The following is a 15,627-nucleotide window of genomic DNA, read 5'->3' on the forward strand; positions in this document are numbered from 1 at the left end:
GGAACTTTTTACCCTTGAAAACCGTCCAGTACAACTTCCGAGGGGCTTCTATCACAGGTGGAGCTTTATCAAATAAATATGTTTTGATGATATTTTTTACTCCATGTCTCGGTATATAATTGGAAGGTCAGAATCACCACAATCACCAAGGGACTTCAGTGTCTAACAACCTCCAGGCAAACTTTAAAAGTATAGACGCGGAGATTACATCGTCGTGGGCTTTTGGAGAAAGTATCCACGATTCCGAATTTGTATCTTTTTATACTTTTGTCGAGAAAATTAAATCCGCACAACAAAAGAATACTCAAATACTACCGAGTAAATCTTTTAATGGTAGCGTGCAGGTATATTATTCCTTTAAATACAACGACACTATCGTTCAAACAGAACATGCTTTCTACGAGAATATTTGGCAAGGTTTTCGGGAAACTCTGCGTATGATCCTTGACGGCCATGACAACCTGCTTCCGGGTGGCATGAACCGTATTATCGATCGTCAAATTAAAGCTGCTGAGAATCAAAATCCTAATATTTCTGCACTCCAGCTTGTGGAGTGCATTCCTCTTTTTAATACCGCAGTACAGGAAGCCCATAAACGTTCACAAGATACCGTAAAAAAGTTTTCCATATACCGCGATATTCGTATTTGCATCTATTTTGGAAATTCTGCCGGAATGCCATATTCCCGAGTTCCTGTACAACTTCAGGATCTCATTTCGCAGCATATTAAACCTTTAATCGAAAAACCGCCTACTCAACGGAAAAAACCCACGCCTAAAGATTTTGAGAATACCCTCAATGCTGTTGAAGAAGAAAGCAGCAGGTTTTATCCCACCGGGCCTGTTGCAAAATCTCTTTTTAAAAATAAATGTGTTGTTCTTGAGGGGGTCGCGGGCTGTGGAAAGTCTTACCAGATCAATACTCTCTCACGTGAGGATACTGGGTACGGCAAGGCCAACATTACAACGGTAGTCTTCCACCCGTCCACGAGTTACGAAGAGTTCGTGAGCGGTCTGCGTCCAAACTTTTCACGCCAAGAAGATGAGCCTGAATTTGTGTCTCACGAAGGTGTATTTCTTCAAGCCTGCCGAAAAGCTGTTGAGAACTCCACGACACCACATCTGCTTTTCATTGACGAGATTAACCGTGCCAATACCTCTCGTGTTTTCGGCGACCTTATGCTCGTTCTTGAAACGTCAAAGCGTGTTTCCGTAAAAAAACTTCAGGATCATCGTGAAAAACTTTACGGTTCAGTATTTGCGGCTGATGCGGATATTCCCCAGGGTTTCACCTATGCGACTTTGCAAACTCCGCTTTATTATCAGGGTAAAATATATAACCGTTTAGTAGTTCCAGATAACCTGCATATTCTGGGAACTATGAATTCTACCGACCGCTCTGTGGGTACCATTGATTTGGCTTTGCGCCGTCGCTTTATCTGGATGGAAATGAATCCTCACAATGAAACAGATTTGCGTACAGAGCTTGAAGCTGAACGAGGTGCTATTTCTGAAGAATTAGACATCGTTATAGAACGGTATGCGGATATTAACGCCATTCTTGAATCCGAGGTTGGCCCGGATGCACGTCTAGGACATTCCTATTTCTTCTCTCGAAATTCCACCCCCGAAGACATTGCACGGGCTTTGTTAACCCAGCTTGCGGAAATTGCAGCGACTTTCAATATCAGTTCCGGCATTCTCGAAAAGATCGGTTCTATCAATGGGCTATCCGTCAAGATGGTGGGCCAGCGACTCGGCAGCCGCCCACGCGTGGTTGGTTCATGGAGCGGTCCCGGTCTGCCTTCTGCTCCTAAGCCCGCAGGTCAAATTCCCTGGTTGGAAGTAACGGGTGGTGAGTGAAGTTCGCTACTTTCAAGCGAGCGCGCGCGGTAACGGTGTCGGCGTTACGATCCTAAAACACACGCATCCTCAGCCGGGTGCCGTGCATACTCTGGTTATCCATGTGTTGCCCAAGCTCTGGTGCAAACAATGGGTATCGGCTGAGCAGCCGGAAGTTATTGCGCCTTTTAATGTGAAAATCGCCCCTGAGGCAGGCGGACAGTTCTCCTCTGTGCAGGATCCTGAGTCTTCGCTTTACGAGCATAGCGATGACGGTACGTTATCTCTCTATGTCTATGAGACTGAGATTCTGGTGCTTCCGAAGCCTTGGGCTGGGTATTTAGAGACGGTTTCGGGCTCTGCCCTGCCGCCGCATGATGATGATAATGAGGGCGGTGCCTCAGATCCACTGTGGACAGCGCTGGAGTACCCTGAAAAGCCTGTCTATGCAGTGGCTGCTACGGTTTGTGGACGGGTTTTAGGACCGGCTACGGCCCGTGAGAATATGGACTTTTCGGCAGGTGGTCAAGGTACTGGCTGGCAGAAGGTTTCTTTGTTATGGCGTATGCTGGCAGAGCATCATGAGGAACAGGCAATTATTCAGGGACATCGTGACATTACCCCGCAGGGTTCCGAACTTTTTCCGCATATTCCTTCGCTCAAAGAGGCTATGTACCGCGTTTTTGTTGATTCAAGCGGGCAGGCTTTGGCGCATCGTCGTCCGGTTTTTGAGCCTGAGGTGGATGAATTACTTTTTGTGCGTGGTCGTATGCTTCCACGCGAGCTTGTAAACCGGCGGATTAACCGACGTATTGGGGTTGTTTGCGAGTTCGATTCTCTGACGACGGATACGCATTTATGGCAAATGATCCGCGCCGGATTACAGCAGGTGGCAACTCATGCCGCCGATAATGAGGTCGTCGACGATGCTTTAGGGTACGAGTCTGTGTTGCGTGATGTGAGCACGCAGAATATTCGTAGTCTGCTGACCGAAACGCTCTCCCCTGCTTTTGCTATGCGATTGTCGGCACAAACTTTGCGCGCTTACCACTATGCGCAATCTATTTTGTCGCAACAATATGGCTTTGGTTTAAGCGATAGTCCGTATGAAGCGGGTGTGCTGGCAAATATTAAATTTGATACTTCGTCATTATGGCGAAAAATGTTGGTGCGGGCCCTCACGGATACCGGTTTAGAAGTGCGTGTGGAAAGCCCCGTTGGTATGCTTTATCACCGCAATGCTGAGGGTCGCCAGCAGGGTGTGGCCTTTGCGAAACCAGATATGATGCTGTATTCCCGAGGCATTCTGGTCGCAACCCTTGATGGCAGGTACACCACGTATTGTGAAGATTTAATGCAGCGATCCGAGCATGAACGGTACCGAATGCTGGCGGTCGCGTACCGCACGGGTGCGGACGGTTATACAGCATATCCGGTAGCCGGTAACGGAACTCTAGGCAGGATCCTGACGGTAGGCGAACCCGGGACGTATCCTCAGGCACCTATGTCTGCGGAACATCATGTGACGACCTGCGGGGTGCGTTTCCCTCAACCCGAGGATGGACGCACTACCGCTGATGCCTCGCATTTGGCGAAGGTGCTTAGGAAGGTTCCTGCTGAGCCTTCATAGAGTGCAAAAGGCCCGCAGGCGTGACCTATGCCGAACTCCTAGCGTGGTGCTGTTGATGTCTCTGTTCTTCCCCCAATACCCATAGGGCGCTTTTAGAAGGCTTCTGCAATAATTTCAGGAATGCGCTCCGGGTTCACCAGATCGGGATGGGTACCGTTCTTCAACGTGACGGTACGGAACGAGCCCACATGAAGCTCCCAGCCGTGCGCATCCAGATAGGGTTGATCGTCATGGCTCACTCCAATCAATACGACTTTTCCGCCAAAGTTAAGGTGGTTCGAGCCGCGCATAAGGGCGGCAGAGGCACGCATAGATTCCAAACATACTTCTAGCTTGTCTTCGGGTAGATATCCCATAGCCGACCCGGCATCTCGCAGTCGTTCGAGCGTCTGTGGCAAGTCAAGAACGGTCTGCGCCGATACTTCGGGAAGACCGCCCATACGTAAGAGGGCACGAAAGCTCTCTTGCTCGTCCGGTTCAGGAATCCCCTGCCACTGTTCGACGGGGTATGCATCCAGAAGCGTAACCTGTTGTACATCGTAACCGGCAGTCTCGGCAAGCGCGGCTACCTCGACGGCGGCAGTACCGCCAACGGACCAGCCCATCAGGGAAAATTGTGATGGAAGCTGACGTTCCTCAAGGGTCTCACGAATACGCGCAAGATACCCCTCGGCGAGTTCACGAAGGCTCTGGGCGTAGCCAGCATTTGGGTTCGTGAATGCCTCATGTTGCAGTGCGTAAACCGACGGATGCCCGGGTATGTGGGGCAGGTAGGCGGCATAGCACCATCCCAGACCGCCGGCGGGCGGCAGGATAAAGAGCGGTACGGTATTTTTCGATGTTGCGGAGTCCGTCGAGTCCGCCTCACGCAGAGGCAGAACCGGGGCGAACTCGATATCAGGAGAATCCTCGTTCAAGGCCGCAGCGATCCCCTTGACCGTGGGATTAGCGAAGAGGGCACCAATACTGAGCATCTTTCCAAGGTTTTCTTCAATCTTGGCAATGACGGAAAGTGCCGCGAGGGAGTTACCACCTGCTGCTAAGAAGTCTTCGGTTACGCCGAATTGTGAGCGTCCCAGCACACCCGCGATAATCTCGCTAATTTGCTGTTCTAAAAGTCCATGGGGGCCGTCTGCGGTGTTGGTATCAAAGGTAAACTCGATCTGTGCCAGGTTTTTGCGATCTGTCTTGCCTGAGGGGCTAACCGGGAACTGAGCCGTGGTGTGCCATAGGCGCGGTACCATATAGTCCGGCAAGGTGTTCTCACAATGTTGGCGAGCCTGAGCAACGATACGGTTGCGTTCTGTTTCAGAAACGTCACCTATCTCTAGGAACGCCGTGAGAGCAGGTTCGGGCGTCTTCGTGTAGAGCAAAACGACGGCGCTATGGACTCCCTCAACGTGGGAGAGCGTAGTTTCGATATCGCCAAGCTCTAGACGTTGCCCATGTAATTTTACTTGGTGATCGGTACGACCACGGTAGAGGATGACTCCGCGAGGGTTTTTGGCCAAGGTGCCGGGTTCCTGGTTTGTGGCGGTGAGGTTCCACTCGGCAAGATCGCCAGTGCGGTAAAGTCGCTCCCCTGTGGCGTTGTCCAGGATAAAGGCTTGTGCAGTTGCCTCGGGATTGTTCTGATACCCCGCAGCAAGCTGTGCACCCGAAAGGTAGAGTTCCCCTACGAATCCGGGCGGTATCGGCTGTAAAGCCTGGTCGAGAATACGGGTTTGGGTGTTCCAAACGGGCTGCCCGATAGGAACAGTACTGCACTCTGGGTTTTGGGAGCTATCCCAGAAGGTAACATCGACGGCGGCTTCCGTAGGCCCATAAAGATTTAAAGGGTAAACACCCATAATATTATGCGCGCTGAGAATCTGATCCTTCTGAAGTGCCTCGCCCGAGCAGATAAGATAGCGCACATGGCGTTGCTGCTCCCCCGATCCAAAACCTGCTTCGGCTAAGGTACGTTTTGCGGAAGGGGCCTCCAAGAAGGCGGTAAGCATCGTGGGTACGAAATGCAGACAGGTAACGTTCTGTTCGGCGATAACACGCGCCAGGTAGGCCGGATCCCGGTGCCCATCAGGAGCGGCAATAACGACGGCTGCCCCTTCCTGAAGCGGCCAATAAAGCTCCCACACATGAACATCAAACGAGATAGGTGTTTTATGTAAGATGCGGTCCCCCGCGCGGTCTTGTGTGGATGCGCCGACCGGAATCTGTGACTGCTGCCAACGTAACCGGTTATCAATGGAACGATGACTAATCGCAACACCTTTGGGTCGCCCTGTCGAACCCGAGGTAAACAAGATATACGCGGTATCATCCAGTGCTGTGCCGATACCCGGGAATGTTTTTGCCTCGGGAACATCTACAAGGTTTAGAGGTTCTCCGACAGGATCAGTCAAGGAAGTAAATTCAAGTTGCTGCAGCCCGCACAAACTCTGCGTATTCGCCGGTTTTAACTCGGCCTCTGCAATAGGACTCAGCCCGGAACCATACACAAGCGCCGAACACTGCGCATCTTCCATCATGGAGCTCACACGTTCGGCCGGCAGATCCGGCAAAATCGGCACATAGACAAACCCTGCATAGAGCGCCGCATATAAGGCGATATATTGTTCAAGTCCTCGATGAAAACGTAGGCCTACAGCAGTTCCAGGGCACACGCCAGCTTCCAGCATCGCCTTTGCTAGGGCGCGGGCTCGCGCATCCAGCTCGTGATACGTGAGTACCTGCGAAAACTCATAGGCCTGCGGAGATTGCGGGGACAACGTACCGTCCTCGTCCGGCGCGCAGGCGTAGAGTGCGGGTTCGTTCGGGTAGCGTGTGAGCGCATCCTGAAAACGCTGAAGCAAAGTTTTATACTCTATCGGATGTGCGGTAGCGTTAAACGATTCCAGCAGCTCTACTTCATGCGGTAACGCAGTCGTCAGGGTATCCATCGACCGCTCCTCAAGGGCAGCCTGAGCCCAAGATTCCAACCAATTTTGCAGGTGCCGGGCGTGAAATTCTACGTGTTCGCGGGTATACAGGTTCGGGTTGGCATCAAGCTCCACAGAAATTGTGTGACCGCGCCCGGGTATGCCTCGCAGGGTAATGGTCATATCCGCAACTGGCCCCGCAGATATGTTATGAATATATCCCACAGAAGCAGGCGCGTTTTCGGTAGGTGCGCCTAGCGGTAAAGCGGCATCAAACGGTATAACATTGATCTGGGCGCCAAAGAGGCGGCTGTCATTGGACTGCGCTAAACGTTCTAGGTCTTCTTGTCGAGCAAGCGGATGTGAGGCGTTTCGTGCATACTGGTTCTTTACGCTATCGAGTGCCTGTGCAATACTTCCCATACCTGAAACCTGTACAGGAAGCACGTTCACGGCGGTGGTTCCAGTCTGAGCGCTGGTCTTGCCGAGAGCACGGGTTTCTGCGGGAACCTGAGCCCCAAATATACGGTTCATCTGGGGTACACCAAAAGCAGCGCTTCTATGCACACCAATACGGGCCAGATAAGACCCTACGGCACCGGTTACAGTAACGGGCCAGGAGGTTCCGTACATTTTGCCAATTTCCAGCATATCTCGCTGTAATTTATCAGGCAGGGTCAGTACCTCACGCAAGGCCTGTGGTGCCGGTGATGCACTTCGTGCTGCCAGCGATGTATCGGGTTGGCTAAGTACTTCCACTTGCTCAGAAGTCCACAAGGCCAGGTCCTCTTCTCGGGCATGTTCGGCAGCGTGATCAGCCCGAAGAAGCTCCATTAGAGAGGCGCGTTTAACAGTAGGCAGAGGTTTTCCAGCGCTCAATGCACGATAGATAGCTGCTACGCGAGATAGACCGTTAAACGCCGCAAAACCGTCTGCCACCACATGGCTAAAGCTGTGGTAAACCCAGAGTTTACCCCCGTAGTATGTGACAGCGGAGCGTACCGTAACACCCGCATCGGTCCTCAATGGTTCGCTGATCAGCTCGGATGCCCAGCCACGCACCGCTGCCGGAACAGGATTCTGTTCTTCCGTTTCTTCCTGAATCTGGAGGGAAATTACCGGAAGTACCTCAAGATTAGTCAAAAACTCATCAAGTGGTATGACTCGTTGCTCAGGGCGTCCAGTCTGCACGCGCGTCTGCACCCGGAAACCTTCATTTTCACGATAGAGCTGAATAAATGCCTCACGCAGGTAATCAAGATTCGTCTCGGGCGGGCACTCCATGATCTCTGCCGTGTTATAGCAGGGATTTTTGGGATCGATAATAGCGGCAAGATAAATACCTTGAGCGCTTTTGGTCAGGGGAATCCAGTCATGTTTGGACCCACTATGCTCGGTGATGCTCATAGTCCGGTCTATTCTTTCAGGCGGTGTCGTGTGTTGGTTGGGTGAGTATCGGCCTTATACAGGTACCGATTTCGTCAAAGTTAGCTGATGCGAGTGAGCAAAAATTCGACGGTCGGGTTTTCTACCAGTTCAGTGAATTCGATAGTAATCCCCTTGCCCGCGAGGTCATCGAGCAGGGCAAAAGCGCCCATTGAGTCCATCCCCAGAGAAAAAAGGTCGGTCGTAGACTCGGAAAATGCGGTATCCAGCGAATCTGCCTCGTGGATGTACTGAGCAAGCAGGGGGCGAAGAGTAGTCTCTGCGGACATTATGTTCCTCTCTGGCATCATGTCTTATGTATGCCAAAATTTATATACACATAAATTGTAGATGAGGTTCCCCTACATGAAAACTATGTAAACCTTTACATCACCGTCATATAGCGGGTGTTGACCACCTATACGTGACTATTATTCTCTGCGCATGCCTCACAGAGCACCTGCTTTTGAGTTAAACTTCCGGGGTAAGAACCTCAAGATTCTTACCCCGGTATTATGGTATCCGCACGCTTATTTAGCCCGCGCTAATGCTTAGCTTAGTTGCTCTTACTCCTGAGCCAGCATCTCAACTAGTTTAATGCGAAGTTCACGGCGTGAGATCTTACCCACGTTTGTGGTTGGCAGAGAGCTCAATACCTGTACACGTTCGGGGATCTTAAAATCAGCCAGCTTCTTTTCAGTGAAATACTCGTACATGGTACGGCGCGGATTCTCACCGAGCGATTTCCCAGCCTGAAGTACGACTATCAAGCAGACGCGCTCACCCACAGTTTCATCGGGCAGACCAAGGGCTACTGCATCCAAAATATCCGGATGCTCTAACGCCAACTCCTCAATTTCATCCACCGAGATCTTCTCACCGTTACGGTTAATCTGATCTTTAGCGCGTCCAGTAACTTCAAGATACTTTCCCGCGACTATACGCACGATATCGCCCGTGCGGTAGAAACCGTCTTCAGTAAAGCTGAGCTGATTAGCGTTTTCTTCGCGATAATACCCGCGAATCGTGTAGGGTCCGCGCGTGAGGAGGTGACCGCTCTGCCCTGGCTCGACCGGGTTATCCTGTTCATCCACCACGCGGATTTCATCAGCCGAGCTGATAGGGTATCCCTGAGTATTCATGCGTATATAGGGTTCATCACGCAGACGAGTGTAATTCACCAACCCTTCCGCCATACCGAAGACCTGTTGTATGCTCACACCCAGGGTTGTTTCGAGCTCCCCCGCCACCGTCGGAGCAAGTTTCGATCCGCCCACCTGAAGCACGCGGAGCGAAGGCAGCTGCACGTCACGTTTCTTTACAGACGCCAGCCAGGCCTGCGCCAAGGGCGGTACGAGTGAGGTGAAGGTAACGCCTTCCATCTGAATCAGGTTAAGCGCCGTCTGAGGGCTAGGATCAGCAGCAAATACGAGCTTACCTTGCACACACATTACGCCCAGGATTCCGGGCGAACTCATCGTGAAATTATGTGCCGCAGGAAGCACCACCAACATGGTTGTGTTGTTATTCAGGTTGCAGATATCGGCGGAACCACGCACCGAGTACAAGTAGGCTGCGTGGGTGCGCGGAATTAGCTTTGACATACCGGTTGTACCGCCGGAAAGCTGCAAAAATGCGATCTGCTCGCTTGCCAGAGTATTTTGGGTATTCTGCACAACACCGGGATGGAACGGTTCAGCCAGCTCAGCCTCGCTCAACGGGGTTACCGGGAGCGCAGCATCAAGGGCAATAGGCGGTTCTAGACCATCAGCACGCATCGTCTGTGCCACATCGTCGGCGAGCGCTGCAAAATCTGCCCCCGGAGTTTTCGAGGAAAATATATGCGCAGCGGCATCAGTGCGGGTTGCAAAATGGACAAGCTCACTCGTGCGGTGCTGTGGCAGACAAAAGACCGGTAAGGCTCCTGCCCAAAAAATACCCATAAGATATATCAGGTATTCGGCGATATTTCCTAACTGTAAAAGCACACGATCGCCGGGTTGCACCCCGGCATTCTCTAGGCGACGTGCTGCGGCACGAGCAGCCGCCTCCAGCTCTCCATAGCTCAGTCGAATCTGCTGCGGTTTGCCCTCTGCGTCGCTCTGTGCATGCGAAAATGCCACTAACGCCGGAAAATGTGGTTTAGCACGGCAGGCATCAAGCAGAAACTCGGGTATGGTCTGATCGATCCAGTACCCTTCTTCACGGTAACGCCGTGCGAAATCCTCAGGAATCAGTGGGGTTTCGAGCAGTTCGGAGCGTTCCACAATCTGTTCGGTCATATTTATGTCTTTCTCGGCTATAAGATTTTAGGGGTTGGGCATAAGAATGCGATTCAGCGCGGGTATGATAGCTCCACGCCAGCAGGCGTAGTCGTGGCCGCCGTTGAATACAGTGTAGTTCAGGTGTGTGTCCACGGATTCGAGTTCCTGAATAAAACGCTGATGTGGCGGCAGCAGAATCCATTCCTGCTCACCTACCTCGATCTCAAGGTGAAGGTGGGACAGACGGTGCAGTTCATTGGCTTTACGCAGCTGTGAGAGTTTATCGAAAACCTGAGGCTGCCACAGCGAAGACGATTGAGCGATTGCCGCTCCGAAAGACTCTGGGCGCGAGAAAACCGCCAGCAGAGAAGACAGCCCGCCTAAGGATTGTCCGTTGATGATGATATCCTGTGGCTCTGGCCGCAGCCCGTGATGACGCTTCAAATGAGGGAGCGCTTCTTCCACAATATAGTCGGCTATAGGGCTGTCTCCGTTAAGCTCTTGCCAGCGGCGTTCTCGGCCGCCCGAGTGCAGAAAGAAGACATTCATATCTGGAATACGCCCGGCGGCACAGGCTCGGTTGAGCATATGCTCCATACCGTGCCCGTACCAGACTTCACCGTCGAAGAGGATAAAGAGCGGAGAATCAGGATGTGGGTTTCCTACTCGTCCCAACAAATATTCATGCCCGTCCGCAGTAGTCATCCAGTGCGGTTCAGGAAGGCTGTCGAGTTCCTGCTGGGTGAGCAGAAACTCATGAACCGGCGCATCGGCAAGCTCAACCACGCCCATACAACGGCCAATACGGTTGCAGACGGTCTTCGGGTTAAGCGGGTCGCCTTCACCAGAATCGAGAGCGGTGCGCAGTGTCACCTGATCGTCCTCCCCCAGCCAGATCGGGCGTTCCCCTGGCGGTGTGGGAATAAAGTTATAGGAAGCCCGCCAGTCGGTGCGCATCTGGAAGCTCAGCTCCCACCAATCGGTGCCTGGAATACGTTCCATCAGAGACAACGGCAGGTTTTTCTCATCTGTCAGTCTATTGACAAAAATGAGAACCTGCTCTGCCGTGGCATGCCGATACAGGAATGTGACAATGCGTTCGTTCTCATTCGCTGTTCCGTCGTCATAGTAAGCCTGCTCTATAAGTGGAGTCCCATCCGCTACGATCTCTGTGATGCGGGCGTTAAGTTCTTGCGCGTCCACGGCTTCGTTTACTATGCGCGTCATCAGCGGGCTGGGTACGCGCGGGGCAGGTGTTGGGCGCGGGGTTTTAGGCGGCATAGGACGCGCCATGATCTTTGACTTGAGATTCTGTGTGGTTTTATGTGGAAGGGTCTCAAAATCACCCATAAAAGGCTCCTTAGTGACCTTCGCGGGCGGCGGCAATTGCGTCCGCGGCAGTAGTAATCTCTTGGTGAGCTGCCGGAACTACCAGTGGTGTTCCGGTACAGGGGTCATCGCATATAACAGATTCTAGGTCGAAAACTTCCTGAATTAGCTCGGCAGTGACAATTTCCTGAGGATCACCCTGAGCGATAATCCTACCTTCCTTCATGAGCACCGCATGAGTGGCGTATCGGAAAGCTAGGTTCAGATCGTGTAGCACAACCGCAACGGTATGCCCCTCAGAGTGGAGCTTCTTGGTAAGGTTTAGCACCTCAATCTGGTGGGTAATATCCAGGTAGGTGGTTGGCTCGTCCAACAGAATCAAAGGCGTCTGCTGGGCAAGGGTCATGGCAATCCACACGCGCTGACGCTGACCGCCGGAAAGCGCCTCAATAGGACGTTCGGCCAGTTCCAACACGTTCGCGGCTTCCATAGCCTCAACGCAGGCCGCCTCATCTTTCTCAGACCAGGAACGCAGAAGGGATTGATGCGGGTACCGGCCGCGTGCCACAACATCCGCCACGGTCAACCCGGTGGGTGCCTCCGGCGTTTGAGGAAGCATGGCGAGAATCTGCGCGATGGAGCGGGATTTCATCTTTGAAAGCGGCAGACCATCAAGAAAGACCTTTCCGCCTTTGAGAGGATTCACACGCGCCAGAGCTTTGAGTAAGGTAGATTTACCGCAGGCGTTAGGACCCAAAATAACGGTAAGCTCACCCTCAAGCACCTTGAAGTCTATACCGCTGAGCACTGTGTGGTCGCCATAGGCTACGACCATGTCTTCGCCTGCGAGTCGGCTTTCGCTAATCTCTGCACAAGCCTTCACTAGCTCTTCTTCCTTTCAAGGTAAATCAGGTAAATCAGATATAAACCGCCCAGGGCGCCGGTAACCACACCGACCTGTAGGGTACGGCCGGGAATTGCAAACCTTCCAATAAGGTCTGAAGCCAGCACCATCAACGCACCCATGAGGGCAGATCCGAAAAGGGTAACGCCGCCGCTTCGCCCCAGAGTTTTCACGATATGCGGGGCAGCAAGTGCCACGAATGCTATGGGACCGGTAGTCGCGGTGGCTAGGGATACGAGAAGCACGCCGAGGAAGAGCGCACACACCCGATAAGCGTTGACATTCACGCCTAGTCCTGACGCCACGCTATCGCCAAACCGAATGGCCCCGAGAGGGCGTACCAGGGCGAGAAGCGCGGGAACTGTGACGATCAGAAAAATCATCAGTGTAATCGTACGCGGCCACGACATATCATCGAGAGAACCAGCGAGCCAGGATGCCGCCGTCTGCGCCTGAGTCAGTGATGCCCGAACTACTAACAGTGAGTTGAACGCCGCAAGAGTCGATCCTACACCAATACCCACAAGCACTAGGCGGAATCCGCGTAAACCTGTATGTCGAGTCAGTAACCACACCGTAATGGATGTTGCGATACCGCCAATGAGGGCACCGATAGCAACTTCTACTGGACCAGAGTCGAAGACGATAATCTGCAGGAGTGCACCAGTTGCAGCACCGTGTGTAAAGCCGATAATATCCGGTGAGCCCAGCGGGTTACCCGAGATTACCTGGAACAGCGCCCCTGAAAGCCCTAAAGCTGCGCCCACAAGCAGAGCTGCCACGATGCGCGCTTCACGCTTCTGTACTAAGACCACTGTGATGCGTTTACCCCGCCCAACGAGGGCATTAATGACGTCCATCGTCGTCACTTTGTATTCGCCCTGTTGCAGCCCCCACAGGCTAAGTGCCACGATGAGAGCGATCAGCACAATGTACAGCGTCAAAACCCGCCAGGGAACCTGCGCCTGAATGAGTCCGCGTGAGTTAAGAACAAGCCTGCCAGCCAAGTCGTGACCGCGCCGTGCACCTCGAGGGCGCGAAGATTCCTGTTTCTGAGTCTTGAGGTTCGTCGCCTTAGTCTGTGTATCTGTCATCAGAGAGCCTCCACCTTACGACGAGTCATCAGGAATAGGAAGAGGGGTGCCCCTGCAAGGGTAGCGATAATTCCTACCTGAGTTTCCTGCGGGTGCTCCGGGGTCGCCATAATAACACGGGCTAAGACATCGGACATGAGCAGCCAGACAGGACCTAGAAGCGCAGAGCCGTAGTTAACCCAGCGTACGTCATTACCCATAATGGCACGCACGACGAAGGGAACCGCTAAACCGACAAATGAGATCGGCCCGATAGCAGCGGTTGCCGCACCTGCAAGAAGCGTTACGGCAAGAAGTGTGAGGTTTTGGGTCCGATATACCCGTACGCCTAGGGATATAGCGGCTTCTTCACCCATACTTAGCGCGTTGATCGAGGGTGCTACAAAAAACGCTAAAAGGAGACCCACGAAGATCACGGGGGCAATAGCCTGTGCGACTGATATATCACGCCCTTCTAAAGACCCGGTAACCCACACACGAAATTCGTCAAAAGCATCTTGGTTCGAGAGCATAAGTCCCTGTGCTACAGCAGCAAGGGCGGCAGAGATAGCCACACCGGCGAGAGCTAATTTAACAATTGAGCCGTCTCGACCACGCCCGAGGGTATAGACGACAGTAGCGGCTATAGCGCCCCCAACAGCAGCGGCAATCATATACTGCCAGATGCCGAGAACACCAAAAAGTACAACAGTGAGGATGACTGCAACGGCGGCACCGGCGTTGACACCCATCAGACCAGGTTCGGCGAGTGGGTTACGGGTGAGTGACTGCATGAGTGATCCGGCAACTGCGAGGGCCGCCCCGCAGGCTATCCCGATGAGTGTCCGCGGAATGCGCTGCTCAAAGATAATGGCATGACTTTCGGGGGTTGATTGCCCCGCTAAGGTTTCTACGATGCTGTCGGGGGAGAGTGATTTTAGCCCAATAGTTAGCGAGGCAAGAATACTCACGCCGAGCAGAACCGCGAAAATAATAAGCCAGGTTATTCGTCGGCCGTTTTTTTCGTTGCGCCCACTTTTCATGGTTCGTGAGGCTCCTGTGCGTTCCAAGGTTACGCTCAACGAGACTCCTTTATTATGTGTGGTCTAAGATACAGTGCTATCAACAACGCTACCGTAAAGGTAGCTAAGACCGCCTTATCTCGATACCGTGTCTTGATCCCTATGGCGTTAGGGTACCTTTGGTTCTTCTCCTGAGCAAGAGTGCCAAACGCGCGTCGCAAAGGAGCGTTATCTCCCCTGCGGCGCGCGCTTATCACCATTGTCTATGGACGCTTCCGAATAATCAGTACAGCAATAGCACCGATAATAGCAACGCCAAGCACAGATACGCCCAACCATGGGAATTCCTGCCCGTACGTTACCGTTGTGTTGCTGGTTTTATGGCTATCTGCCTGTGTCTTTGCGGAGCTAGAGGCCGACGCGCTGCTCTTCGCACTGCTGGATGCAGAGGGGCTGGCGGTCTTCTTCTGTTCGCCCTTGTTAGTGTTCTGGTCGTTTTTCTGATCGGAGGAATCTTTATTCCCGCCCTCGTCAGCCTCAGCGTTCAAACGATCATACTCTTCTTTAGAGATAGGGTTGCCATCAGCATCAAGATAGACGGTCTCTTGCTCAGATGAACTACCGTCCTGTGCCGAGTTACCGCCGTTATCTTCGGAACCATTATTACCCGAACCTTCAGATCCGGCGTTATTGTTGGACGAAGAATCGGAGCCGCCCTTAGAGGACCCTCCGTTATTTGACGAGCCGCCATTATTGCCGCCCCCGTTATCGGATTCTCCAACGGTAAATACAGGGCTCTTATTGGTGGTACCTGGTTCCTGTCCCATCTTTTTTCCGTTGGCATCGTATTTAGCTGCACCGGGCGCCAAAAAACGCAAAGTATGTTCTCCAGAGCCAACGGATTCTGGTAAAACAAAGGATCCGTTCAGATTACCCTTGCTATCAGCCTGTTGCTGATGTACACGACCTTCATCGTCGATCTTGACCGTCACGGTAGAGTTGGGTGGAAAACCGGATAGCGTAAAGTTCACTACTCCGCCGGGAGTCACATGAGGACTTACAGTTGAGCTAGTTCCTGGAGAGTTGTTAGATGCACCTCCGGGTGGGATCGCATTCGCAGCTCCCATCCCCAGGCCAAGACTAAGGGATATTGCCGCGCAGGCAGTGAGCGCCTTTGATACTGTCTTTGTGGTTCGCATGAGTTTCCTCTTCTGTGCGACT

General features: G+C 52.7%; 10 protein-coding genes. 2 read left to right on the plus strand and 8 right to left on the minus strand.

The annotated features are described in order from the left end of the window. Positions 1–158: 158 nt before the first annotated feature. Entirely contained in the window at positions 159–1,862 is a 1,704-nt protein-coding gene (locus HMPREF0733_RS10360; protein WP_013399266.1) for an McrB family protein, read from the plus strand. After that, positions 1,855–3,471 carry an McrC family protein gene (locus tag HMPREF0733_RS10365; protein ID WP_244864736.1) on the plus strand — a complete coding sequence of 539 codons (1,617 nt, stop codon included), beginning with the start codon at positions 1,855–1,857 and terminating at the stop codon, positions 3,469–3,471. Before HMPREF0733_RS10360 ends, HMPREF0733_RS10365 begins: the two co-directional genes overlap by 8 nt. Positions 3,472–3,563: 92 nt before the next feature. On the opposite strand, the gene HMPREF0733_RS10370 is transcribed toward HMPREF0733_RS10365, so the two are convergent. The 8 genes from HMPREF0733_RS10370 to HMPREF0733_RS10410 form a co-directional block, all read right to left on the minus strand. Beyond that, positions 3,564–7,796: a non-ribosomal peptide synthetase gene (locus HMPREF0733_RS10370; protein ID WP_013399268.1), complete on the minus strand. Its 4,233-nt coding sequence runs from the start codon at positions 7,794–7,796 to the stop codon at positions 3,564–3,566. An 80-nt stretch (positions 7,797–7,876) separates the two neighbouring features. Further along, positions 7,877–8,104, minus strand: coding sequence for a phosphopantetheine-binding protein (locus tag HMPREF0733_RS10375; protein ID WP_239662009.1), 228 nt, complete (start codon positions 8,102–8,104; stop codon positions 7,877–7,879). 276 nt (positions 8,105–8,380) lie between these two features. Next, entirely contained in the window at positions 8,381–10,096 is a 1,716-nt protein-coding gene (locus HMPREF0733_RS10380; RefSeq protein WP_013399270.1) for a (2,3-dihydroxybenzoyl)adenylate synthase, read from the minus strand. Positions 10,097–10,123: 27 nt separating this feature from the next. Beyond that, on the minus strand, positions 10,124–11,428 hold the full coding sequence (locus tag HMPREF0733_RS10385; protein ID WP_013399271.1) for an enterochelin esterase domain-containing protein: 1,305 nt from the start codon (positions 11,426–11,428) through the stop codon (positions 10,124–10,126). Between the two features lie 10 nt (positions 11,429–11,438). Beyond that, positions 11,439–12,290 carry an ABC transporter ATP-binding protein gene (locus tag HMPREF0733_RS10390; protein ID WP_013399272.1) on the minus strand — a complete coding sequence of 284 codons (852 nt, stop codon included), beginning with the start codon at positions 12,288–12,290 and terminating at the stop codon, positions 11,439–11,441. Further along, a complete protein-coding gene (locus HMPREF0733_RS10395; protein ID WP_013399273.1) occupies positions 12,290–13,405 on the minus strand; it encodes a FecCD family ABC transporter permease in 1,116 nt (371 codons plus the stop codon). Before HMPREF0733_RS10395 ends, HMPREF0733_RS10390 begins: the two co-directional genes overlap by 1 nt. Beyond that, positions 13,405–14,466 (minus strand): FecCD family ABC transporter permease, encoded by a 1,062-nt coding sequence (locus HMPREF0733_RS10400; RefSeq protein WP_013399274.1) that lies wholly within the window; start codon positions 14,464–14,466, stop codon positions 13,405–13,407. The genes HMPREF0733_RS10395 and HMPREF0733_RS10400 overlap by 1 nt, the downstream gene beginning before the upstream one ends. Positions 14,467–14,669: 203 nt before the next feature. Beyond that, positions 14,670–15,605: a hypothetical protein gene (locus HMPREF0733_RS10410; protein ID WP_041321818.1), complete on the minus strand. Its 936-nt coding sequence runs from the start codon at positions 15,603–15,605 to the stop codon at positions 14,670–14,672. Positions 15,606–15,627 lie beyond the last annotated feature (22 nt).

Source organism: Rothia dentocariosa ATCC 17931, from assembly GCF_000164695.2.
Taxonomy (GTDB): domain Bacteria; phylum Actinomycetota; class Actinomycetes; order Actinomycetales; family Micrococcaceae; genus Rothia; species Rothia dentocariosa.